19 protein-coding genes are annotated in these 23,276 nt (G+C 39.1%); 8 read left to right on the top strand and 11 right to left on the bottom strand.

Translation table 11 applies throughout. From position 1 onward, the window contains the following. Positions 1 to 8: 8 nt before the first annotated feature. Entirely contained in the window at positions 9 to 524 is a 516-nt protein-coding gene (locus RM545_RS10150) for a nuclear transport factor 2 family protein (protein ID WP_311495211.1), read from the bottom strand. 17 nt (positions 525 to 541) lie between these two features. Next, positions 542 to 1,120 carry a hypothetical protein gene (locus RM545_RS10145; protein WP_311495210.1) on the bottom strand — a complete coding sequence of 193 codons (579 nt, stop codon included), beginning with the start codon at positions 1,118 to 1,120 and terminating at the stop codon, positions 542 to 544. A 269-nt stretch (positions 1,121 to 1,389) separates the two neighbouring features. On the opposite strand from RM545_RS10145, the gene RM545_RS10140 reads away from it, so the two are divergent. After that, complete coding sequence (locus RM545_RS10140; RefSeq protein ID WP_311495209.1) at positions 1,390 to 2,343, top strand: NAD-dependent epimerase/dehydratase family protein; 954 nt, start codon at positions 1,390 to 1,392, stop codon at positions 2,341 to 2,343. A gap of 179 nt (positions 2,344 to 2,522) precedes the next feature. Here RM545_RS10140 and RM545_RS10135 read toward each other — a convergent pair whose 3' ends face one another. The 4 genes from RM545_RS10135 to aspS all read right to left on the bottom strand — a co-directional run bounded on the left by RM545_RS10135 (position 2,523) and on the right by aspS (position 6,656). Then, a complete protein-coding gene (locus RM545_RS10135; RefSeq protein WP_311482759.1) occupies positions 2,523 to 2,717 on the bottom strand; it encodes a cold-shock protein in 195 nt (64 codons plus the stop codon). Between the two features lie 101 nt (positions 2,718 to 2,818). Beyond that, positions 2,819 to 3,058 (bottom strand): hypothetical protein, encoded by a 240-nt coding sequence (locus RM545_RS10130; RefSeq protein WP_311495208.1) that lies wholly within the window; start codon positions 3,056 to 3,058, stop codon positions 2,819 to 2,821. Positions 3,059 to 3,061: 3 nt separating this feature from the next. Next, a complete protein-coding gene (locus tag RM545_RS10125) occupies positions 3,062 to 4,849 on the bottom strand; it encodes a chloride channel protein (RefSeq protein ID WP_311495207.1) in 1,788 nt (595 codons plus the stop codon). Between the two features lie 58 nt (positions 4,850 to 4,907). Next, positions 4,908 to 6,656, bottom strand: a complete 1,749-nt coding sequence (gene aspS / locus RM545_RS10120; protein WP_311495206.1) for an aspartate--tRNA ligase — start codon at positions 6,654 to 6,656, stop codon at positions 4,908 to 4,910. A 231-nt stretch (positions 6,657 to 6,887) separates the two neighbouring features. Between aspS and RM545_RS10115 the strand changes: the two genes are divergently transcribed. Next, positions 6,888 to 7,247: a toxin-antitoxin system YwqK family antitoxin gene (locus RM545_RS10115; protein ID WP_311495205.1), complete on the top strand. Its 360-nt coding sequence runs from the start codon at positions 6,888 to 6,890 to the stop codon at positions 7,245 to 7,247. Positions 7,248 to 7,306: 59 nt separating this feature from the next. On the opposite strand, the gene RM545_RS10110 is transcribed toward RM545_RS10115, so the two are convergent. From RM545_RS10110 to RM545_RS10095, 4 genes are read right to left on the bottom strand one after another with little or no spacing between them, the layout of a single operon-like run. Next, positions 7,307 to 10,783, bottom strand: coding sequence for an efflux RND transporter permease subunit (locus RM545_RS10110; protein WP_311495204.1), 3,477 nt, complete (start codon positions 10,781 to 10,783; stop codon positions 7,307 to 7,309). A 9-nt stretch (positions 10,784 to 10,792) separates the two neighbouring features. Beyond that, a complete protein-coding gene (locus RM545_RS10105; RefSeq protein ID WP_311495203.1) occupies positions 10,793 to 11,989 on the bottom strand; it encodes an efflux RND transporter periplasmic adaptor subunit in 1,197 nt (398 codons plus the stop codon). Beyond that, positions 11,979 to 13,424 carry a TolC family protein gene (locus RM545_RS10100; protein ID WP_311495202.1) on the bottom strand — a complete coding sequence of 482 codons (1,446 nt, stop codon included), beginning with the start codon at positions 13,422 to 13,424 and terminating at the stop codon, positions 11,979 to 11,981. The genes RM545_RS10105 and RM545_RS10100 overlap by 11 nt, the downstream gene beginning before the upstream one ends. Beyond that, complete coding sequence (locus tag RM545_RS10095; protein ID WP_311495201.1) at positions 13,408 to 14,019, bottom strand: TetR/AcrR family transcriptional regulator; 612 nt, start codon at positions 14,017 to 14,019, stop codon at positions 13,408 to 13,410. Before RM545_RS10095 ends, RM545_RS10100 begins: the two co-directional genes overlap by 17 nt. Before the next feature lie 141 nt (positions 14,020 to 14,160). Between RM545_RS10095 and RM545_RS10090 the strand changes: the two genes are divergently transcribed. From RM545_RS10090 to odhB, 3 genes are all read left to right on the top strand, one after another. Further along, positions 14,161 to 15,135, top strand: a complete 975-nt coding sequence (locus RM545_RS10090; protein WP_311495200.1) for a polyprenyl synthetase family protein — start codon at positions 14,161 to 14,163, stop codon at positions 15,133 to 15,135. Positions 15,136 to 15,300: 165 nt separating this feature from the next. Beyond that, complete coding sequence (locus RM545_RS10085; protein WP_311495199.1) at positions 15,301 to 18,075, top strand: 2-oxoglutarate dehydrogenase E1 component; 2,775 nt, start codon at positions 15,301 to 15,303, stop codon at positions 18,073 to 18,075. Between the two features lie 54 nt (positions 18,076 to 18,129). Then, positions 18,130 to 19,416 carry a 2-oxoglutarate dehydrogenase complex dihydrolipoyllysine-residue succinyltransferase gene (gene odhB / locus RM545_RS10080; RefSeq protein WP_311495198.1) on the top strand — a complete coding sequence of 429 codons (1,287 nt, stop codon included), beginning with the start codon at positions 18,130 to 18,132 and terminating at the stop codon, positions 19,414 to 19,416. 258 nt (positions 19,417 to 19,674) lie between these two features. Here odhB and RM545_RS10075 read toward each other — a convergent pair whose 3' ends face one another. Continuing rightward, positions 19,675 to 20,112, bottom strand: a complete 438-nt coding sequence (locus RM545_RS10075) for a retropepsin-like aspartic protease family protein (RefSeq protein ID WP_311495197.1) — start codon at positions 20,110 to 20,112, stop codon at positions 19,675 to 19,677. Positions 20,113 to 20,163: 51 nt separating this feature from the next. Here RM545_RS10075 and RM545_RS10070 point away from each other — a divergent pair, with 51 nt between their 5' ends. The 3 genes from RM545_RS10070 to RM545_RS10060 all read left to right on the top strand — a co-directional run bounded on the left by RM545_RS10070 (position 20,164) and on the right by RM545_RS10060 (position 23,210). Further along, the gene (locus RM545_RS10070; RefSeq protein ID WP_311495196.1) at positions 20,164 to 20,931 is read left to right on the top strand and encodes a TatD family hydrolase; all 768 of its coding nucleotides are present in this window, start codon (positions 20,164 to 20,166) and stop codon (positions 20,929 to 20,931) included. Between the two features lie 124 nt (positions 20,932 to 21,055). Then, positions 21,056 to 22,198 (top strand): 1-acyl-sn-glycerol-3-phosphate acyltransferase, encoded by a 1,143-nt coding sequence (locus RM545_RS10065; protein ID WP_311495195.1) that lies wholly within the window; start codon positions 21,056 to 21,058, stop codon positions 22,196 to 22,198. After that, entirely contained in the window at positions 22,182 to 23,210 is a 1,029-nt protein-coding gene (locus RM545_RS10060; protein WP_311495194.1) for an asparaginase, read from the top strand. The genes RM545_RS10065 and RM545_RS10060 overlap by 17 nt, the downstream gene beginning before the upstream one ends. Positions 23,211 to 23,276: the final 66 nt, after the last annotated feature.

Raw genomic sequence — 23,276 nt, 5'->3', positions numbered from 1 at the left:
AAAAAGCATTAATTTTTCTGAAGTTTGGTTTGCAGCCTTTGATCTGCCTTCTTCTTGATCGCGAGAACTTCTGCAACATTTTCGTTTGGAACAGTAATAGAAAGAACGTAGTGCTTAATTTTCCAGTTTTCGCCCATTTTTATAAGAACTCCCGATCCGCGGCAAATTCCCATTTGCGTGTCCAGCAATTCATCAAACCAGGCATAATTTTCGTTTTTTCCGAAGTAAATATTCCTTTCCAGCACTGTAAAATTCCAGGCTTTTCCTTTGTCGAAATGAGGTTTCGCATATTCCCTGAAGTCTTGGTTTTGCCAGTTTTCAGTCGCATCTGTACCAATAAAAACTGCATCTTCTGTCATTAATCCAAAATACGCTTGAAAATCGGCGTTTGCAGCGGCCTGGTGCCAAAGGTCGAGGGTCTGCTCAACCTGTTTTTGGGCAGAAAATTCAGCATTAGAAGAATCCTGTGCGTAGCAACTAAAGCTGGCTACTGTGAGAAAACAAACTGCTATAAATTTCTTCATGATAAAAAACTGACTGGCTAGGAGTCGTTTAAAGTTCGGAGGCTGCGTACAGAAACGGAATCATTTTCAACTTCATTTTCCTCTTCCTGCAAATCCAATTCAGCTTCAAAATCCTGAAGCGTTTTTAGGAAAATTTCGTTCATCTGGATTTTCAGGTAATTAAATTCTGAAGGAATCTCTTCTGCGACTTCCTCTACTTGCTCAGGATCGGGCTTTCTTTTGGAGGAAGCGTGATTCAGCAGCATAGATTTCGTGGTAAGTACATTTAAACGCGCCTCGACGGCTGTAGATTTTAGCGAATCTGGTACCGAATTTTGTAAAGAGATCATTATTTCTGCGAGGGGAGCGGCATTGTCCATCACTTCGCGAAGCGTGGCATCATCAAATTTATCAATTTCATTTTGCGCAGTGATATATTCAATCCACAGCACAGCATATTCCCGTGCTTCGGGCAAAAGCACTACCTGCTCATTGGTAACCTCTATTTGCCTCCCAAATTCGGTGGTGTCCACTTCTGTTGTTGCAGAATTCTCCACCTGTTTGTCTTTGCAGGACATGAGGCACAACATACCTAAAATAAAGGTTATTTTCTTCATTTAAATTAACTGCATTACGGGATAGAAATACTTCCGTTATAATTGAGGATATAAATTTAGGCTAATTCCGCGGGAAACAAAACAGAAGGTCGAAAATCGCCATTTTACAGGCATCGCTATATTTCTTCGGAAGAAAAAAAGAAATAAAGTTGATGCTGAAGTTTTTACAACTCATTAAATTAAAAGAACTTCAAAAATAGGATAGCTTTAAGGTTTTTTATTGCATAAATCTCTGTAAGAATGGATATATTTGCAAAAAACTTAAATCTATGCCCGGAAAAATCCTAATTATAGGAGCCAGCGGACAAATAGGCACCGAATTGAGCCTCAAACTAAGGGAAATCCACGGAAATGAGCGCGTGATTGCCAGTGATATAAGGGAAGGGAAGGACGAATTGATGAATTCCGGTCCTTTTGAAGTTGCCGATGCCACCAATGCACAACAAATTGGCGAAATTGTGGAAAAACATGCAATTTCTGAGGTTTATCTTATGGCGGCAATGCTTAGCGCCACTGCGGAAAAAGCACCAATGAAGGCCTGGCATTTAAACATGGAATCCCTTTTTAACGTGCTGAACCTGGCAAGGGATAAAAAAATTGCAAAGATTTTCTGGCCATCCAGTATTGCCGTTTTTGGACCTACAACACCTAAAGAAGGAACGCCGCAAAACACTATTATGGAGCCTTCTACAGTTTACGGAATCAGTAAACAAACAGGGGAGCGCTGGTGCGAATATTTTCACAGGATTTATGGCGTAGATGTGAGAAGCATCCGTTATCCCGGGATTATTAGTTACAGAACGCTGCCCGGCGGAGGGACGACAGATTATGCTATAGAGATTTTTCATGAAGCTGTGAAAAATGGCTCATATACTTCTTTTCTTTCTGAAGATACCTCACTTCCCATGATGTATATGGAAGATGCCATAAAAGCGACAATTGACATTATGGAGGCACCTTCTGAAAAGATTAAAATAAGGTCTGCATATAACCTTTCGGCGATGAGTTTTACCCCCAAAGAACTTGCTGAAGAAATTAAAAAGAAGTTACCGGAGTTCAAAATAAATTATAATCCAGATTTTAGACAAAGAATAGCAGATTCGTGGCCTTCCAGTATCGATGATTCTCAAGCCCGTGAAGATTGGGGTTGGAACCCCGATTTTGACATTGAAGCGCTTACCACAGCAATGCTGGAAGGCATGAAGGAACAGCTTCAGAAATAAATTTTCAGATTTTACTGAAATATTCAATTTTATAAATGGTGCAGGGAATTTCAGCAGGTCGAAAATTGGCATTTTGAGGCAAGCTCCAAAAATTAAACGTTCAGAAGAAATTTACAGAGTAGTATAGAACTAAAAAAAGCCGCTGCAGCGGCTTTTTGAAGTCTTAAATAGAAAATATGTTATTCTATAACGCGCACATTGCTTGCGTTTACTCCTTTTCTTCCTTCCACTTCTTCATACTCTACTTTGTCACCCTCTTGAAGAGTTTCGCCGTCAAGTCCTGTAATGTGAACAAAGATGTCTCTTCCGGTTTCGTCGTTAGTGATGAATCCATAACCTTTGGACTCATTGAAAAATTTTACTGTACCTTCCATTATAAAAAAATAAATATTATTAAAGTGCAAACTTAGTATATTATATTCGACATGACTGCAAAATTTTCTCAGAATTTTGAAAAAAATAAGAATTTTACGTTCTAATTACGATTGTTTTCCCGCATCTTTTTCATGTTCTTTTCAGAGAGGGTATAGTCTTCCAGCTTTTTTCCTTTCCATCTCACGTAGAGGAAGATAGGCATTAAAATAAAAGCGCTTGCTAAAACAGCAACTCCAACTATAGCATCACCTAATGGATCGTTTCCCTCCATTTTCTGGTAAAAACCCACTCCAATGGCAATGAGAATCGCTATGCCTAAAATCTTTAATATTGTGTTCATAATTTACACTGTTACTTCAATTAATTTCTTGCGATAGGCGGTGAGTAGTTTAGATTTTGAAATAAACCCTATGTACTCTCTGTCCTTCACAACAGGAAGGTTCCAGGCATCACTATCCTGAAATTTCTTCATTATATCTTTTGTCCTGTCTTTCCTCAGATCTATGATCTCGGGTGGACGCTGCATGATGTCACTTACCTTAACCTCATCATACATTTTCTGGTCAAACATAATTGGCCGTATATCGTCCAGAAGAATTATACCAAGGAATATACCTTTTTTGTCTACAACCGGAAAAATATTCCTGTTGGATTTTATAACGCCTTCTTTTATTAAGTCGCCCAGGGTCATGTTAATCTTAATTGGGATAAAATTTCGTTCAATGACGCTGTTAATGTTCATGAGCGTTAAAACTGTCTGATCCTTATTGTGCGTAAGTAGCTCTCCTCTGGCAGCAAGTTCCAGCGTATAGACAGAATGAGGCTGAAACTGGGAAGTAATCATAAAGGAAATCGCGGCTGTAATCATTAGTGGGATAAATAATTCATAACCGTGCGTTAATTCAGCAATAAGAAAGATTGCGGTTAAAGGTGCGTGAAGAACCCCCGCCATTAATCCTGCCATTCCTACAAGTGTGAAATTACTGACTGAAATAGGATTGCCTATTTTTAAATGGTTTATAAACAGGGCAAAGCAATGTCCCATAGCGCTACCCATAAAAAGAACGGGTGCAAAGATTCCACCAACACCGCCAGCACTAAATGTTAGGGAAGTGGCGACAATCTTAAAAATCACCAATCCGGCTAAAAGTATTATTACCACCCAGAAATTCTCCAGGTAAGCATTGAAAAAATTAGTGCCGAGGGCCTCCAGATAATTTTCCTGAAGCAAATTGTTGATTACGTTATAACCTTCACCATATAACGGTGGAATAAAATATATAAGGATTCCCAGCCCTAAACCTGCTAAAATGAGTCGGTAGAAGGGGGACTCGATCTTCGCAAAAACTTTATTAATACTGAAGTAGGTTTTCGTAAAGTATATAGAACATATAGAGGCCAATACTCCCAGCAGTATGTAATATGGAGCTTCAGAAATAATAAAGCTATCCTTTAGCTGAAACGGAAGAATAATTTCACTTCCGAAGAAAAAATAGGAGGTAAGGATTGCTGAAACTGACGCCAGGAGCAAAGGCAGCAAAGAAACCAAAGTGAGGTCGAGGCTAAACACTTCAATAGCGAAAATAATAGCCGCAATTGGAGCTTTAAAAATAGAAGACATGGCTCCTGCGGCGGCACAACCTATTAACAGTGTCCTAGAAGCCTGGTTGAGCAGAAAAACACGGGAAATATTAGAACCAAGAGAAGCACCGGTAGCCACAGTAGGGCCTTCGAGACCAACAGAACCACCAAAACCCACAGTAATTGGAGCGGTGATAAGAGATGCATACATCTGGTATCTTCTCATAATCCCTTTACGCTGTGAAATAGCATGAAGGGTAGTGGGAATACCGTGTCCTATTTTTCTTCGGAAAACGAATTTTATTAAAAGCCACGTAATAAAGAGGCCGATAATGGGGAAAATAAAATAAAATGCATCGTGGTAATTTGCAATAAACTTTCCTTCAAGCAGTGTCTGTATAAAATGGGTCAGGTTTTTTATGGCTACAGCTCCAAGGCCTGCAATAAAACCAATAATAGCACTTAGAAACATCAGGAATTGCTGATGTGTAAGGTGCTGGGTTTTCCAGTTTAAAAACCGGAGCAAAACTGATTTGCTGAAATTTGGCACGCAAACTCTGTTTTTAATTAGAACGAAAAATTACGCTTACTGCAGAACCTAGGAGGATTTACAACCTCAGCTTTAGATGTAGTTCTTTTAATTGCTCTTCGTCCAGTTTTGCAGGAGCATCAATCATTACATCACGACCGGCATTGTTCTTTGGGAAAGCAATAAAATCACGAATGGTTTCCTGTCCACCCAGAATGGCTACAAGCCTGTCAAAGCCAAAGGCTATTCCGCCGTGAGGTGGAGCACCGTATTGAAAAGCGTCCATTAAAAATCCAAATTGTTCTTTGGCTTCTTCTTCTGTAAATCCGAGATAATCAAACATTCTGGACTGTGTTTTTTTATCGTGGATCCTAATTGAACCACCACCAATTTCGTTTCCATTAAGGACGAGGTCATAGGCATTTGCACGAACTTCTCCTGGATTAGTTTCCAGTAATGCAATATCTTCTTTTTTTGGTGATGTAAAAGGGTGGTGCATTGCATGATACCTTTGGGTTTCTTCGTCCCATTCCAAAAGCGGAAAATCGAGTACCCATAACGGAGCGAATTCTTCAGGATTTCTAAGGCCCAATTCATTCCCCAGGTGCATTCTTAATGCACTTAGTTGAGTGCGTGTTTTAGTTGTATCGCCGGCCATGACCAGGATTAAATCTCCTGCTTTTGCACCAGTTTCTTTTGCCCAGCCAAGAAGATCTTCAGAAGAATAAAATTTATCTACAGAAGATTTTAAGCTGCCGTCTTCATTATATTTTACCCAAACAAGCCCATTTGCGCCTACCTGTGGTCGCTTTACCCAATCAATAAGTTTGTCAATTTCTTTACGGGTATAGGAAGCGGCTCCTGGAACAGCAATTCCCACTACAAGTTCCTGCTGGTCGAAAACATTAAAGCCTTTGTCTTTTGCAAGTTTGTTAAGGTTGGCGAATTCCATCCCAAAACGTATGTCGGGCTTATCATTGCCATATTTTGCCATAGCTTCGGCATAGGTCATCCTCGGAAAATCACTAATATCGACCCCTTTTATTTCTTTGAGGAGGTGTCGGGTAAGACCTTCAAAAATATTCAGAATATCTTCTTGCTCAACAAAGGCCATTTCGCAGTCAATTTGTGTGAATTCCGGTTGCCTGTCTGCCCTTAAATCTTCATCCCTGAAGCATTTAACGATCTGAAAATATTTATCCATTCCGCCCACCATCAGCAATTGTTTAAAAGTCTGAGGAGATTGCGGGAGCGCGTAGAACTGGCCTTCATTCATTCTGCTTGGGACTACAAAATCACGGGCACCTTCAGGAGTTGACTTGATGAGGTACGGAGTTTCAACTTCAATAAAACCAGCCTGTGAAAGGTAATTTCTTACATGCATTCCCACTTTATGCCGAAACATAAGTTTATTCTTTACCGGATTCCGGCGGATATCGAGGTAACGATATTTCATTCTCAAATCTTCACCTCCGTCTGTCTCTTCTTCAATTGTAAAAGGAGGGGTAAGGGAGGTATTCAGGATATTTAGCTGAGATACCAGGATTTCTATTTCCCCGGTTGGAATGTTGGGGTTTTTAGATTCGCGTTCAATCACTTCTCCTGTTACCTGAATCACAAATTCGCGACCAAGTTTTCCTGCCTTCTCCATGAGCCCTTTAGAAGAACGTTCTTCATCAAAAATCAGCTGGGTGATGCCATAGCGATCCCGAAGATCAACCCATACCATGAAGCCTTTGTTTCTAATCTTCTGAACCCATCCTGAAAGCTGAACTTCCTGGTCTTTGTTTGTTAGGTTAATTTCCCCGCAAGTATGACTTCTGTACATAATATCCCTGAATTTTAAAGTGCTGCAAAAGTAATAAGTTCTTGTCGTTTTTAAATGATTAATTATAGATAAAAGTCGGGGTGTTTATACAATAAATCTTCTTTTCAAAAAGGTTTTAAGTGCTGAATATAAGTATTTTGAGCCTTTAATGTTAATTTAATGTTACCTGATTATTGATTTATTGTAAACTTTCTTGTATATTTGTAAAGCAATTATTAAATAAGAACTGTGATGAAGAAGATAAAACAAATAATGCTGATAGGCGCTTTAGCCATTAGTGGTGCTGTCATGGCACAAGAGAAAGAGCCTGTTTTTGAAAAACAGGGAGAATTAATTAAAGGGACGTTTTACTATGAAGATGGAAATATTAGACAGGAAGGTACGTACAAGGACGGAAAACTCCATGGGGAGTGGGTTTCTTACAACAAAGGAGGTGAAAAGACAGCGATCGGCCAGTACGAAGCGGGTCAAAAAGCTGGTAAATGGTTTTTTTGGACTGACGAAAATTTAACAGAAGTAGACTACGAGAACAGCAAAATTGCTTCAGTAAATAGCTGGAAAAATGAAAGTGGCCTTGTGAGCAGTGATTAGTGTTCCTGTAGCTACAGAATATAAAAAAACCCCGGAGCATTTGCTTTGGGGTTTTCTTTTTATGCGGAAGTTATTTGCTTCCGTTCCTTTCTTTCCGAACGTTTGTTTTTAAATTTTACTTTCGCCCTGTTTACAAGATAAAACATTATCGGTACGATGATTAGAGTTAAAAAGGTTGCGAAAATAAGTCCGAAGATTACTGTCCATGCTAAAGGTCCCCAGAATATCACGTTATCTCCTCCAAGATAGATCTGCGGATCATAATCTGTAAACAAAGTAAAGAAATCTACATTAAATCCAATGGCTAAAGGAATAAGTCCAAGTACTGTGGTTATGGCCGTTAGTAATACCGGTCTTAGCCTGGATCTTCCACCAGCTACTATTACATGAAAATACTCTTCACGTGACAAAAGCTCGTCTTCTTCTAAGCCTAATTCCTCTTTCTTCCGGTCTATAAGAATTTGGGTATAGTCAATCAATACAATTGCGTTGTTCACAACAATACCTGCAAGTGAAATGATCCCCATCATAGTCATGATAATGATGAAATCCATTTGAAAAATCACCAGTCCAAGAAAAACTCCTACCAGGCTGAGTAATACCGACATCAAAATTATCACCGGTTTGGATACCGAATTAAATTGTGCAACCAAAATAAGTAAAATGCCTCCTAATGCAATGAGTAAGGCCTTAATAAGGAAGTTCATATTTTCGGCTTGTTCTTCCTGCTCGCCGGTAAATTCAAGGCTCACCTCTTCGGGTAATTCATAATTCTGCAACTCAGTCCTCAATTGTTCAACCACTTCATTTCCGTTGTAGCCTTGTAATACATTAGAATATAAGGTGATAACCCTTTTTAAATCTTTCCTTTTTATTGAGCTGAAGGAAGAGGTTAATTTTTTATCTACCAGAGAAGAGATAGGGACCTGGATTAAATCTCCCGAACTCTGATCCTTAAAGGTAATAGGTTGATTAAATAGTACATTTTCGTTATACCTGTTTTCTTCATTAAACCTCACATTTACCTGATAATCGTCGTCTCCTTCTTTATAAGTCGAAACTTCCTCTCCATAAATAGCCCGTCTTAATGTTTGTCCAACCGCTGCAGTAGATACTCCCAGCTGTCCTGCTTTTTGGCGATCCACCTGAACTTCAAGTTCTGATTTTGCCTTGTTCACATCAATTTTTAGTTCTTCTATTCCGGCAATGCTGAGATCCTGAATATAGGAGCGCAAATTTTCAGCTTCATTAAGCATTTGTTCGTAATTCTCACCCTTGAGCTCAATATTAATGGGGTAACCAGAGGGAGGTCCTGCGGCATCTTTCTCAACAATTACAGACGCTCCCGGGAATCCCTGTACTGCTTCACGAACCTCAGAAAGCACCTTGCTGCTGGAAACGCCCCTTCGCTTTTGAAACTCACGCATAGAAAGCGTAACCTTTCCTTTGTGAGGCATATTATTTTGTTGGCCACCATCAGTTTGTGGATTTCCGGCGCCCTGTCCTACTTGTGAAATTGCAGATTCTACCATAAAGTTGTAGCCATCTTCATCTTCATATTTCTCAATGACCTCAAAAATCTGTTGTTCTACCTGCTTTGTGAGCTCATTTGTTTTTTCAATAGCCGTACCTTCCGGATATTCAATATATGTAATGATTTGCTTGGGTTCATTCTCAGGAAAAAATAACACCTTTGGTTGTACAAGGGCAATTAGAACTATAGACAGGAAAAGCATTAATACAGTTCCAAAGAAGAACACATAGGCCTTTTTCCCTCTAAGAGCATACTTTAAAGTCTTCTCGTAAGAATTCTCAAGTTTTTTTAAAGCACGGAACTGAAAGAATTCTACTCCTCCCGCGAGTACGTATTTGTAAACCCATAATAAAATTCCACTCAGGATTAATAGGTTTCCAAAAGCACGGAGAGCACCGGAAGGAACTATATAACCAAGAATTAAAAGCAAAAGACCGACACCTCCCATAATTCCGCTGTACCTTATGAGCTTTTTCTTCTTCAATTCCTCTTCTTCGGTTTTCATGAATTCTGAAGTAAGCATGGAATTAATAATTAATGCCACAAATAACGAGGATCCCAATACAATTGAAAGGGTAATAGGAAAAATCATCATAAACTTTCCTACTGTTCCAGGCCATAATGCAAGAGGAAAAAAGGCCATAAGAGTAGTGGCAGTTGATGCGATAATTGGCCATGCAATTTCACCCATTCCTTGTTTTGCAGCCTCTTTCCTGGACATTCCCTGGTCCATAAGTGTGTAGACGTTTTCCACGACGACAATCCCGTTATCCACAAGCATCCCCAGACCCATTACCAGTGCAAAAAGTACCATGGTATTAAGGGTATAACCCAAACTGGAAAGTACTATAAAGGATAAAAACATGGAAAGCGGAATTGCCAGCCCTACAAAAAGAGCATTTCTGAAACCTAAAAAGAACATTAGTACCAGAACAACCAGGATAACCCCGAAAATGATGTTATTTACCAAATCATTTACCTGCTTTTCTGTGTTTGTAGACTGATCATTGGAAAGACTTATATGTAGGCTTTGCGGCAGATATTCAGCTTGCTCTGTAGCAATGATATCCTTAATTTTCTCGATGGCCTCCACCATGTTTTGACCACTACGTTTTTTTATATCCAGCATTACAACGGGGTCGCCATACTCACGCGCATAAGTGGTAGGGTCTTTTTCCTTGAAATTAATTTCAGCAATGTCTCGTAAAAAAACATTTCCTCCATTCCGTTTTACCACTACATTTTCAAGTTCATCAGGATCTTGAATTTCACCAAGGATCCTTATGTTTCTTTGTACACCGCTTGTGATAATATTCCCTCCGGAAATTGTTCGGTTTTCTGCACTTACAGCATTTATAATATCTGAAAAACTTACTTTTGAAGCTGACATCTTGTAAATATCCACAGCTATTTCAACTTCCATATCTTCGGCACCCTGGATATTGGCTTCTTTTATTTCAGGTAATATCTCAATACGATCCTGAAGATATTCAGCATAATCCTTAAGCTGTTGAACGGTATAATTTCCGGTTAGGTTGATGTTCAGGATAGATTGCTCTTCAGAAATATTAAGGTCAAAGACATTAGGTTCGACTTTAGCACCATTGTCCAATGTAGGCCATGTGGTTTCGGCTTTCACCATATCTACCTTGTCCTTTATCTTTTGCTTGGCAACATCTACATTTATGTCGTCCTCAAATTCTACAATCACCAAAGAATAGTCCTGCAATGTAGTTGAAGTAATTTCCTTTATGCCGGCAACATCGTTAAACTCTTCCTCCAGAGGTTCAGTTATGAACTTTTCTACATCTTCTGCAGAATTTCCGGGATTTACTGAACTTACATAAATCTCTGTCGTAATAACTTCGGGAAAAGATTCCCGGGGCATGGCATAATAAGACATTAGACCCCCAATAAGGATAATGGCCATGATAACGTACACCGTCATCTTGTTGTCTATAGCCCAGGAAGAAAGTTTAAAGTCCCTATCTATTTTATTCATTGCAAATAATTAATTTCTGATTTTTATTTCCTGACCGTCACGAAGATTTCTGCTGCCGTCGGTAATTATAGTAGTGCCAGGTTCTAAACCTGCCGTAATTTCTATGACACCATTGGCAACATAACCCGTTTCTACAGCTACTTCTTTCGCAATACCAGTGTTTTCTCCCTGTGATTCCCACACGTATATAAGGTTTTCCCCTTGCGGATTCTGCTGCACTGCATACTCGGGAACAACGATGGCATCTTCATTGGTATAATCGTTAATTCTTACCGTGGCAATCTGGTTTGGTTTTATCATCTTGTCTTCATTAGGAATGGCTACCTCTATTCTGAAGGTTCGGTTATTTGGATTAATTGTATTTCCTACCCGCTGTATTTTACCTGTAAATTCTTTTCCAATTGAATTAATTTCCACGATTACTTCGCTTCCTGCTGATATCTGGTTGAGGTAATTCTCCGGGACATTCGCTTCAACATACATATTTTGTAAGCTTACCAGTCTAAATAACTGACTTTGTCCGGGAGATACAACCTCACCTCGTTCTATTAATACTTCATCAATAATTCCGCTGAAGGGAGCTTTGATGGTACTTTTCGCAAGTTGGGTTCTTACCTGGTTAACGGCATTTTGTGTAGCTTCAAAATTGGATTGCGCCTCGAGGTATTGCATTTCTGATCCTATATTCTGGTTCCATAACCGCTCCTGGCGTTCAAAAGTAGTCTTTGCCAAGGATAACTGTGTCTCCAGTCGTGCCAGCTCACTCGCCAGTCCGCCGTCATCAACTACTGCCAATGTTTGCCCACGCGAAACTTCCTGTCCTTCACTTACACGAACATCTGCAAGAAGCCCTGATGTTTCAGGGTATATAATAATATTCTCATCTGTAGATACATCTCCCTGTACCTGTGCGTAATGCTTAAAAACAGTATCTTCCACGGGTTGAATATTTACCAGTGGACGGCTACGGTTCTCATCGAGTTGGTTAATTGCCTCGTCCAGCCGGTTAATCTGTTTTGTAAGCTCATTTTGTTCCTGGCTTAACTCCGACTTTCTTTGTCTTATCTCGCTTAAATCGCCATCCTGAATAACAGCATCTACGGATTTGTTTTCCTGTTCTCCGCAGGAATTTAGTATAAACGGAAGGCTTAGTAAAACGGCTAATTTTCTCATTGGTGAATTTATAATGTACCTGTTAATCTTCATTGTTATATTTTGTAGTGTCCAGTAAATTTTCCAGCTCAACCTTTGCAACGATTACATCCAGCATTGCCTGTAGTAGGTTTTGCTGTGCACTGTATAGTTGTCTTTGCGCTTCACTAAGTTCGAAGCTGCTCGCGAGACCTTCAAAAAACTTAATCTGATTTTTATTTTCGATGCGTTCAGCCAGTGCCAGATTTCTTTTCATATTCTGGTAATTTTCCAGGCTGAATTCGTATTCGGTTTTGGCAGAATTAATCTGATTCTTTACTTCATTTTCTGTACGCTCAAGTTCGATGAGTGCCTGCTCGTAAGCGATTTGTTTTTGTTGTGTTCTGGAACTTCGCATCCCACTGCTGAAAATTGGAATATTTAAGGTCACACCTAAAATTGATTGATCAAAGTACTCCTGATCGCTTTGTAGGAACGAAAATGTTTCACTGAAGCCCTGGACCCCATAATTTACAAATCCAGATAAAGTAGGCAGTGCCTTGGCCTTCTCTAGTCTAACTTCAATATTGGCAGCTTCAGCTGTGTTTTCTGCAATACGATAATCTATATTTTCCCGAACAGGGATCTGCTTTTGAAGCAATGCTAAATCAAAATATTCCATCGTAAGCTCATCAAGGTTTTCAGTTAAAGTGACTTCAGCCTCAACGGGAATGCCTAGAGTAAGGTTTAGCATCTCATAAGCAATGTCACGCATTCTTCTGCTTCGGTTTAAATTGTTTTGTAGTCCAAGAAGTGTTATCTCAAGTTGCTCCACATCTTCCTGTTCTGTCATTCCGTTGTCATAGAGGATGCTGGTCTCTTCAAAATTCTTCTGAACTGTAGCTTCGTTCCGTTCCAGGATTTCTGCACTTTCTTCAGCTAATAATACGTTTCCATATGCATTAATAATTGCCCTTTTTACCTCATGATCTGTTTTGGTCTTTGCATTTTCTGAAATTTCCAAAAGTGTCCTGGCCGACTGGATCCCGACGATATATGAACCGTCAAAAATAAGCTGGTTCCAGGTGGCAGTTGCGTTCACGCTCTGTTTTGTACCAAACCGAACCGGAATAAAACCTTGTGGTGCATTTACCGGGACATCGTTCCTCTGAATATTTTGAAAGTAATCCTGTACAATATCTATCGTACTCTGGGTATTGTCAAAAGCGGCGGCGGGCAACAGGGTCACCGGTTGTTGTAAGAAGTTCTGGTAATCTACATTACCACCAATCTGAGGCAAACCCTGGGAAATGATCTCCCACTTTTGTTTTAGTGAAATTTCCACATCTTTTTGTGCATTTCTGGAGTTGTAGTTATTTGCCAGCCCAAAAATTATAGCTTCGTCAAGGGATAAGTTGTATTCCGGCACCTGGTTTTGCTCCTGCGAGAGGACGGGCAGCGAAAATAGAATTGCGGTGGACGCTAGTTTAAGCTTATTTAAAATTTTCATGACTCTTTTTAAATTCTTCTAAAGTTTTTAATCCTTTTGGGGTGCATATAGCGTGGAGGTGATAATCCAGAAAGTTTTCCATTAGCTTTGGCTTGCTGTATTCTTCCGGAGGGAAAATATCTGGATTTTTTATTCCTGACATGCCAAGAAAATGAATCCTGCTTATGAAAGATACTGGTATGCCTGAACGATAATGTCCCGACTCGATTCCGCGCTCAAGGTTGTCTGTAACGCAGTCCTGTACCACATCGAAATATTTTTTTTCGATTGGCTGTGCTATTTTTGGATAATATTTATGAAGCTGATAGTGTGGAGATGCTTTTTCATCCTTCAAATAAACCATAGTGAACCTTTTGATCTCATAAAGCTCAACAATTGGATTTTTCCTTTGAGCCCTTATTTCATCAATGCCGGTTTGTATTACCTCAAAAAGATGCATTATAGTAGCCTGTACCAATTTATTTTTGGTGGAAAAGTGTGTATAGATAGTTTTTTTTGAAATTCCCAGCTTATCTGCAATATCATCCATCGTTACGCTTTTAAACCCCAGGCTTAAAAACATATCACTTGCTGTAATTAAAATCTTTTCTCTCAATTTTTAAAAATTTGAAGGGCCAAAAGTACTATCAGGAAACTTTAAAAACAAATATAGTTTCCAGAGTTTACTGTAATTTAACATAAGACCAAAATTTGAATTATCTTCAATTGTGGTATTTTAGCTGAAAATTGAAAATTTATGCTGTCTATTTCTCAATATCGGGAAGCATTTTCAGAATATCTGGAGGAAAGAATAAGAGTACAGGAGCCAGAAAACTTATATGAGCCAATGGTTTATATTCTGTCCCAGGGAGGGAAGCGGCTTCGACCGGTACTTCTGCTTATGGCAACCGAAATATTTAATACCGATTACCATAAGGCGCTTGATGCAGCTCTTGCCATTGAAATCTTTCATAATTTTTCCCTCGTTCATGATGATATTATGGATGATGCCCCCATTAGACGTGGGAGTCCTACCGTGCATGAAAAATGGGATATGAATACTGGCATACTTTCCGGGGATGCCATGCTTATAAAAGCATATCAGCTCTTTGAAAATTATGATAACCCAATTTTTAAAGAATTGGCCAGACTCTTTTCAAAGACAGCTATCCAGGTTTGTGAAGGTCAGCAGTACGACATAGATTTCGAAACCAGGGAAGATGTAAGTATAGAGGAGTATATAAAGATGATCGAGTATAAAACAGCGGTCCTTGTAGGTGCTTCTCTGCAAATGGGGGCTATCATTGCTGAAGAAAGCCCCGAATGTAAGGAGGCTATTTATCAGTACGGTCGTTACCTGGGGATTGCTTTTCAATTACAGGATGATTATCTAGACGCTTTTGGAGATCCGGAGACCTTTGGGAAACAGTCTGGAGGTGACATTATTGAGAATAAGAAAACTTTTCTTTATTTAAAGGCTTTGGAGACCTCGGGAAAAAGTGAAGGACAACAATTGGAGCATCTTTATTCTATAAATCCGGGAGATAGTTCAGAAAAAATAGAAGCGGTGAAAAATATTTTCCAGTCCAGTGGAGCGTCTGAGTTAACCCGGCAGGAGATAAAAAAATATACCAAAAAAGCATTTGATGTTCTGGAAAAAATAAATATTCCCCGGGAGAAGAAGGAACTTTTAAGGAAATTTGGTGAGTCTTTGATGGAAAGGGAGGTGTAGAATTTTTTAGTCAAAAATCATAATAAGCTACTTTTTGATAGGGGTCTGGTGGTTTCTATGTTAAATTATTATAATACGTAGTATAAAAATTAGATACGGCAAGGTCCTTTTTTTTAAAAATTGTATTTTTGTTATTACAATTAAAAGAAACATTGGTTTCAAATTATGGATAGATTTTCATTTCTAAATGCCGCACATACCGCATACTTCGCAGAACTTTATGACCAATATTTAAAATATCCTGATAGTGTAGAGCCCAGTTGGAGGGCTTTTTTTCAGGGCTTTGACTTTGGAATGCAGCAGGATGGAGTTGCCGGGGAAATCCTGGAATCTGCTCCCGCAAATTTTGAAGAAGGAGAAATTCCTGAGCATGTAGTTAAGGAATTTCAGGTAATTCGGTTGATCGACGGATACAGGACAAGAGGACACTTATTTACAAAAACGAACCCGGTAAGGGAAAGAAGAAAATACAGGCCAACCCTGGATATCGAAAATTTCGGTCTTTCTAAGGATGATCTGGATATTACTTTTAGCGCAGGTGAGATTTTAGGTATAGGTCCTAAATCCCTTAAAGAAATAGTTAGTCACCTTGAAAAGATTTATTGTGAATCTATTGGTGTGGAATATATGTTTATCAGGAAGCCGGAGGAAATCCAATGGATTCAGAATAAACTTAATATTAACGAAAACCACCCACAGTTTAGTGGAGATCAAAAGAAACAGATCCTTAGAAAGTTAAATGAGGCTGTTTCCTTTGAGAGCTTTTTACATACCAAGTATGTGGGGCAAAAACGTTTTTCCCTGGAAGGAGGAGAAAGTTTAATTCCTGCACTGGATGCATTAATAGAGCGGGCAGCCGAACTTGGAATAAAAGATTTTGTCATGGGAATGGCTCACCGGGGCCGTCTTAATACCCTTACAAACATTTTCGGGAAAAGTGCCAAGGATATTTTTAGTGAATTTGACGGTAAGGATTACGAACAGGATATTTTTGACGGTGATGTGAAATACCACCTTGGGTGGACTTCATGCCGTACAACAGATAATGGCAACGATATTAACATTAATATCGCGCCTAACCCTTCTCACCTGGAAACAGTAGGGCCTGTAGTAGAAGGTATTGCCCGGGCAAAAAAAGATCGCCGTTATAATGGCGACAGTTCTAAAGTATTACCGATTCTGGTACATGGTGACGCTGCAATTGCAGGTCAGGGAGTGGTGTATGAGGTCGTGCAAATGGCACAACTGGAAGGATATGAAAACGGTGGTACGATACATATAGTAGTTAATAACCAAATTGGTTTCACTACCAATTATCTCGATGCAAGATCCTCTACGTATTGTACAGATGTTGCAAAAGTAACTTTGTCTCCGGTTTTACATGTAAATGCAGATGATGCCGAGGCTGTGGTTCATGCGATGTTATTCGCACTGGATTTTAGAATGAAATTCCACCGTGATGTATTTATTGATCTTCTTGGTTACAGGAAATATGGTCATAATGAAGGAGATGAACCACGTTTTACCCAGCCAAAGCTTTATAAAGCCATAGCTAAACAGGAGAATACCAGGGATCTTTATGCTGATAGGCTTAAAAAAGAAGGTGTGATTGACGATGGTTTTATAAAGAAACTTGAAGAAGAATATAAAGCAAAACTGGAAGAGAATCTGGAAGATTCCCGCAAAGAAGATAAAACCAAAATAACTCCATTCATGCAGGACGAATGGGAAGGTTTTGAAAATGCACAGGAAGATAAAATGATGGAGGAGGTGGATACTACCTTTGATATTGATAAACTGGATAAAGTTGCAGAAGCAGTGTCCAGGTTACCTGAAGGAAAAAAATTTCTTCGTAAAATTGATAAGCTGGTAAATCTTCGTCATAAGATGTATTTTGAAACCAACCAGTTGGATTGGTCTATGGCTGAACACCTGGCTTACGGTTCATTAATGACAGAGGGTTATCATATTCGTATTAGCGGCCAGGATAGTGAGCGGGGAACTTTTTCACATCGTCATGCGGTTGTGAAGGTAGAGGACAGTGAAGAAGAGATAATATTACATAATAATATTGAAGGACGAAAAGGAGAATTTTTTATATATAATTCCCTGTTGTCTGAATATGGTGTTGTAGGGTTTGATTATGGATATGCAATGGCAAGTCCACAAACACTTACAATTTGGGAAGCGCAATTCGGTGATTTTGTAAATGGTGCGCAGATTATGATAGATCAGTACATTTCTGCAGCCGAGGATAAGTGGAAACTTCAGAATGGATTGGTAATGCTGCTGCCGCATGGTTATGAAGGACAGGGTGCAGAGCACTCTTCCGGTAGAATGGAGCGTTTTCTTCAGCTCTGTGCTAAGGATAATATGTATGTTGCCGATATTACCACGCCGGCAAATATGTTCCACCTGTTACGAAGGCAGATGAAAGCTGGATTCAGAAAACCCCTTATTGTGTTTACTCCCAAAAGTCTTCTCAGGCATCCGAAAGTAATTTCTACTAAAGAAGAATTTGCTAACGGAAGTTTTCAGCCTCTTATAGATGAAGGTAATGCCGATGTCAAGAAAGTAAAGACTTTAGTTTTCTGTACAGGTAAATTCTATTATGATCTTCTGGATCATCGGGAAAAGAACGATCGTGATGATGTAGCGCTGGTTAGGGTGGAGCAACTATTCCCTCTTCCTGTCCAAAAGATGAAGGAGACAATGCAGAAATATAATAATGCAGATGATCTTGTTTGGGCGCAGGAAGAACCAAGAAATATGGGGGCTTATGGTCATTTACTATTGCATTTTGATGAAGCCAGGAATATGAGGATATGCAGTAGGAAATTCTATGGATCGCCTGCAGCAGGAAGTTCTGTGCGTTTTAAAAGACGTCACGACCGGGTTATTGCCGGTGTTTTCGATAAATCTTTAGAAGAATCAATTTAATAATTAAGAATAAAAATTTCTGTTTCGGCAGAAATCAAAATAAAAATTAAGATCATGGCCTTAGAAATGAAAGTTCCTTCTCCAGGGGAATCCATCACCGAAGTTGAAATAGCACAATGGTTAGTGGAAGACGGAGATTATGTAGAAAAAGATCAGGCAATTGCCGAAGTAGATAGTGACAAAGCTACACTGGAGCTTCCCGCAGAAGCCAGTGGAATAATCACTTTGAAAGCCGAAGAAGGTGATGCTGTTGCTGTTGGTGCGGTTGTTTGCCTTATTGATACTGATGCCGAAAAACCGGGAGGGGAAGATAAAGAGGCGAAAAAGCAGGAAAAGGAAAGCAAAGAAGCAAGTTCCGGAAGTGAAAAACAATTGGATAAGGAGGAAACAGGTTCTGAAGAGGCTCCTGCTAAGACCGAAGAGCCTTCAAAGTCCAGCACTCCTTCTCAGAAGCAAGATAGTTACGCAAGTGGAAGCCCTTCTCCTGCGGCCAAAAAGATCTTGGATGAAAAAGGAATAGACTCAAAGTCGGTTAAAGGTTCTGGAAGAGATGGCAGGATAACAAAAGATGATGCCGTAGAAGCAAAAGCTTCTATGGGAACACCAGGAACCGGAAACAGGGGTGAATCTCGGAAGAAAATGTCCATGCTGCGTCGTAAAGTGGCACAAAGACTGGTTAGTGCGAAAACTGAAACGGCTATGTTAACTACTTTTAATGAAGTAGATATGTCTCCGATTTTTGCACTTCGGAAAAAATTTAAAGAAGAGTTTAAAGATAAGCATGGAGTGAGTTTAGGATTTATGTCCTTCTTTACGCTTGCCGTTACGCGTGCATTGGAATTATTCCCTGATGTAAATTCCATGATAGATGGAGATTATCAGGTAAATTATGACTATAAAGATATCAGTATAGCGGTATCCGGGCCTAAAGGTTTAATGGTTCCTGTAATGAGAAATGCCGAAAACTTGAGTTTCAGAGGTGTGGAGGCTGAAGTGAAGCGTCTGGCGCTAAAAGCAAGGGATGGAAATATCACTGTGGATGAAATGACAGGTGGTACCTTTACTATAACTAATGGAGGTGTTTTTGGATCTATGCTTTCTACTCCAATTATTAATCCTCCTCAAAGTGCGATACTGGGAATGCATAATATCGTGGAGCGGCCGGTAGCTATAGATGGTCATGTGGAAATACGTCCAATTATGTACGTGGCCTTATCTTATGATCATAGAATTATTGATGGGAAAGAATCTGTAAGTTTCCTCGTAGCAGTAAAGGAGGCGCTGGAGAATCCGGAGGAGTTATTGATGGATAACGATGTGAAGAGATCTCTGGAACTCTAAATAGCTTAAAAATTAAAAGAATAGAGGCAGCATTTAATTAATGCTGCCTCTGCTATTTTACAGGCAAGATTAAAACAAGAAAAATAAATTAAATAAATTTAAGAACAGCACAGCAGCTATGGCAATCATCAAGATCGTAAGAAAAGCCGGTGTGAGAACTCTGTTTTTGATAAGACAGGAATTTTGGTTTACTTTATTTCAGGTAAAGGTAAATTAACACTCCTAAGTTTAAAAGGGGAAATTCCCCCCTTTTTTGCATCATTTAAGATAAAGGGCTTTTTTGCCGTAGTCTATTACCGCTTTTCCTCGTTTTAAAATGTCTGCCCCTATAATACCATGAACCTTTTCAGCTTCATGATTCACAAGGGCTTCGTTTACATGTCTTAGATCAAAAAGTACCAGATCTACCTTCTTCTTCTTCCAGCCTTTAATTTCTATTCTGTTCTTCTGGGCGATCTGGGTGAGCATATTTGTGGCTCCGGCTCCGGCTGCTTTTACGTCACTATCTTCAGCAATTAATTCAAAATGTTTCACTGCTTCCATTCCTACGCAGGTGCTTGAGGCGCCGGTATCAAGAATAAAATTACCCTCGATGTTGTTTATTTTAGCTACTATCTCTATATGGTTTGTCTTCGTGTACTTAAATTTTATACGCTGGTACCCTTTCTTTTCAAGCAATTTCTTTAAAGTTGACATTCTTTCTTTTTTCACAAAGATAGGTCTTCAAAATAAATTATTTTTGCATTTATGATTTTAACCGATACACATACCCATTTATATAGCGAAGCTTTTGATGAAGACAGGAAGGAATTAATTGCAAAAGCGATAGATGCGGGTATTAAAAGATTTTTTATTCCGGCTATAGATTCAGAATATACACAGGCTATGTACGATCTGGAGGTGGATTACCCTGATAATATTTTCTTAATGATGGGTCTGCACCCTACGCATGTAAAGGAGGATTATAAAGATGAACTTGATCATGTCGAAGAACAGTTTAAAAAGAGAGAATTCTGTGCTGTTGGAGAAATTGGAATCGATCTGCACTGGGATAAGAGTACCCTGCAAATTCAGCAGGAGGCGTTTAGGAAACAAATTCAGTTGGCGAAGAAATACAAATTACCAATAGTTATTCACTGCCGGGATGCCTTCGATGAGGTCTTTGAAGTTTTGGAAAATGAAAAAGCAGATGATCTCTTTGGGATTTTTCATTGTTTTACAGGAACCCTGGAGCAGGCGCATAAGGCCTTGTCTTATAATATGAAACTCGGTATTGGTGGGGTGGTGACCTTTAAAAATGGCAAAATTAACAGGTTTCTAAATGAAATTCCTATTCAGGATATTGTTTTGGAGACAGATGCACCCTATCTCGCACCAACTCCTTTCCGCGGAAAAAGAAACGAACCGGTCTTTCTTGAAGAAATAGCAAAAAAAATATCCGAAATATATAAGATTGAATTAAAGGAAGTTGCAGAGATAACTACCGCAAATTCAGAAGTAATATTTGGGAGGTAATTATTTCTTGTTTTATATTTTGTTTATTTGCCGGTATAAGCCATTAACATTGTTTGCTTATATTGCCATGCAAAGGCTTTTTGGTTTAATAAGTGCCCGCCGGGCATGCTAAGATGAGAATTTTGTGCAAGAATTTGAGGATATAAGATTTTATAAAGATGAGGAAGTAGAGGAGGCCTTGCGGCAATATGTAAGGCATCCAATGGTAAAGGCTTTACTTCAGTTTACTTTTCCGGAAAAGGAATTTTCCGAAATTGAGGAGCTGGTACTTCAGTGTCAGTCCATCAGGGACTTTCAGACCAGGGTTATTTATCACTCTGTAGATAAGGTATTGGAAAAAAGCACTGAAGGTCTTACTTACAGTGGGTTTGAAAATTTACAGAAAGATCAGGCTTATTTCTTTATTTCTAATCACCGGGACATTATACTGGATACGTCGTTATTGAATTATACTTTATACGACCATGACTTGATAATGACTGCTTCTGCAATTGGCGACAACCTGGTGCGGAAACCTTTTCTTTTGGCACTTTCAAAGCTGAACAGAAACTTTCTAGTTCTGAGAGGGCTCGGTCCAAGGGAAATGCTGAAAAGTTCTCTGAAACTTTCAGAGTACATAAGAAAATTGCACTTTAAAGATAATCGTTCAGTATGGATGGCGCAGCGGGAAGGGCGGACAAAAGACGGTAGCGACCATACACAACAGGGGGTTTTAAAGATGCTGGCAATGGCCAAGAAAGATATGAGTCTTTGTGAGTATTTTTCGACACTTAATATAGTTCCTGTTGCTATTTCTTATGAGTTTGATCCTACAGATATTCTGAAGATGCCAGAAATCATGGCAAAAAGGATGAAGGAAACTTATGTAAAATCTGCCAACGAAGATTTTAATTCAATTATGCAGGGGGCATTAGGCCAGAAAGGAAGAATCCATATTAGTGCCTGCGGAGTAATGGAAGATGAAATCTTTGCTAAAATTGAAGCTCAGCAAAGCTCTGTAAACGATCAGATAAAAGTCGTGGCAGAGAAAATTGATCAGGAGATACACAATAATTACAAATTATGGCCTGCAAATTATATTGCTTATGATTTACTAAAGAATCATGGGAAATATAGTTCTGAATATTCAGACAAACAAAAGAGACAATTTGAAAGAAGGCTTATGCGTAGAGTAGATCTTAAGAATTCCCTTGAAGTTAACAGTTATCTGCTTATGTATGCAAATCCTGTAGTTAACAAAGAAGGTCTGTATGAAAACGAAAGCTAGGATCCTGTTAGTTTACACCGGGGGGACCATTGGCATGATAAAAGATTATGATACAGGTGCTCTTAAAGCCTTTAATTTTGATGAATTACTGCAGAATATTCCGGAATTAAAACTTCTGGAACACGAAATTGAGACCCTAAGTTTTAAGGATCCCTTGGATTCTTCTAATATGAATCCTGATGGCTGGCTTCAAATAGCAGAAACTGTAGAAGAGAACTACGACAAATACGATGGTTTTGTAATCCTGCACGGGAGTGATACAATGTCCTACACAGCTTCTGCATTGAGTTTTATGTTTGAAAATCTCGGTAAGCCGATAATCTTTACCGGATCTCAATTACCAATAGGAGATCTAAGGACTGATGCAAAAGAGAATCTAATCACAAGTATACAGATTGCCGGTCTTCGGAAGAAAGGCAAACCTGTAATCTCTGAAGTAGGGCTTTATTTTGAGTATAAATTATATCGGGCCAATCGTACCACAAAAATAAATGCTGAACATTTTCAGGCCTTTGCTTCGCCGAATTATTCACCCTTAGCTGAATCTGGCGTCTATCTCTCAGTACATGAAACTGATTTGTGGAAGCCGGACCGGAAACAGAAACTTAAACTTCATAGACATCTGGATAATGATATTCTTATTCTTAAGATGTTCCCCGGCATAAGTAAAAGCACAGTCGAACATATGCTGTCGAAAGAAAATTTAAAAGGTGTAATTCTCGAAACTTTTGGTAGTGGGAATGCCCCTAATGACGAATGGTTTCTCAATATACTGAAGGAAAAAATATCTTTGGGACTCAGAATAGTAAATGTTACGCAATGCATTGCGGGGAGTGTTACAATGGGTCAGTATGAGACCAGTATGGAGCTTAAAAAAATTGGCGTGGTTTCGGGAAAAGACATTACAACAGAGGCTGCTGTTGGAAAAATGATGTATTTATTGACAAAAAATTTATCAGCCAAAGTATTTAAAACTATATTTGAAACATCTTTAAGGGGTGAAATGGCTTAAAAATTAACGCAGCATGCTTGATGATGTATTATTTTTTTTGTTATTTGCCGCACCGTTTAACATTTG

The sequence above is a fragment of the Autumnicola lenta genome (assembly GCF_031846515.1).
Classification (GTDB): Bacteria; Bacteroidota; Bacteroidia; order Flavobacteriales; family Flavobacteriaceae; genus Autumnicola; species Autumnicola lenta.
Note: the sequence above shows the minus strand (reverse complement) of the source record. Positions and strands in the feature narration are given on the sequence as shown.

Excerpts from the sequence above, each read along its gene's own strand:
- RM545_RS10150 (WP_311495211.1), bottom strand. The coding sequence starts at position 524 with ATGAAGAAATTTATAGCAGTTTGTTTTCTCACAGTAGCCAGCTTTAGT.
- RM545_RS10145 (WP_311495210.1), bottom strand. The coding sequence starts at position 1,120 with ATGAAGAAAATAACCTTTATTTTAGGTATGTTGTGCCTCATGTCCTGC.
- RM545_RS10140 (WP_311495209.1), top strand. The coding sequence starts at position 1,390 with ATGCCCGGAAAAATCCTAATTATAGGAGCCAGCGGACAAATAGGCACC.
- RM545_RS10135 (WP_311482759.1), bottom strand. The coding sequence starts at position 2,717 with ATGGAAGGTACAGTAAAATTTTTCAATGAGTCCAAAGGTTATGGATTC.
- RM545_RS10130 (WP_311495208.1), bottom strand. The coding sequence starts at position 3,058 with ATGAACACAATATTAAAGATTTTAGGCATAGCGATTCTCATTGCCATT.
- aspS (WP_311495206.1), bottom strand. The coding sequence starts at position 6,656 with ATGTACAGAAGTCATACTTGCGGGGAAATTAACCTAACAAACAAAGAC.
- RM545_RS10115 (WP_311495205.1), top strand. The coding sequence starts at position 6,888 with ATGAAGAAGATAAAACAAATAATGCTGATAGGCGCTTTAGCCATTAGT.
- RM545_RS10110 (WP_311495204.1), bottom strand. The coding sequence starts at position 10,783 with ATGAATAAAATAGATAGGGACTTTAAACTTTCTTCCTGGGCTATAGAC.
- RM545_RS10105 (WP_311495203.1), bottom strand. The coding sequence starts at position 11,989 with ATGAAGATTAACAGGTACATTATAAATTCACCAATGAGAAAATTAGCC.
- RM545_RS10100 (WP_311495202.1), bottom strand. The coding sequence starts at position 13,424 with ATGAAAATTTTAAATAAGCTTAAACTAGCGTCCACCGCAATTCTATTT.
- RM545_RS10090 (WP_311495200.1), top strand. The coding sequence starts at position 14,161 with ATGCTGTCTATTTCTCAATATCGGGAAGCATTTTCAGAATATCTGGAG.
- RM545_RS10085 (WP_311495199.1), top strand. The coding sequence starts at position 15,301 with ATGGATAGATTTTCATTTCTAAATGCCGCACATACCGCATACTTCGCA.
- odhB (WP_311495198.1), top strand. The coding sequence starts at position 18,130 with ATGGCCTTAGAAATGAAAGTTCCTTCTCCAGGGGAATCCATCACCGAA.
- RM545_RS10075 (WP_311495197.1), bottom strand. The coding sequence starts at position 20,112 with ATGTCAACTTTAAAGAAATTGCTTGAAAAGAAAGGGTACCAGCGTATA.
- RM545_RS10070 (WP_311495196.1), top strand. The coding sequence starts at position 20,164 with ATGATTTTAACCGATACACATACCCATTTATATAGCGAAGCTTTTGAT.
- RM545_RS10060 (WP_311495194.1), top strand. The coding sequence starts at position 22,182 with ATGAAAACGAAAGCTAGGATCCTGTTAGTTTACACCGGGGGGACCATT.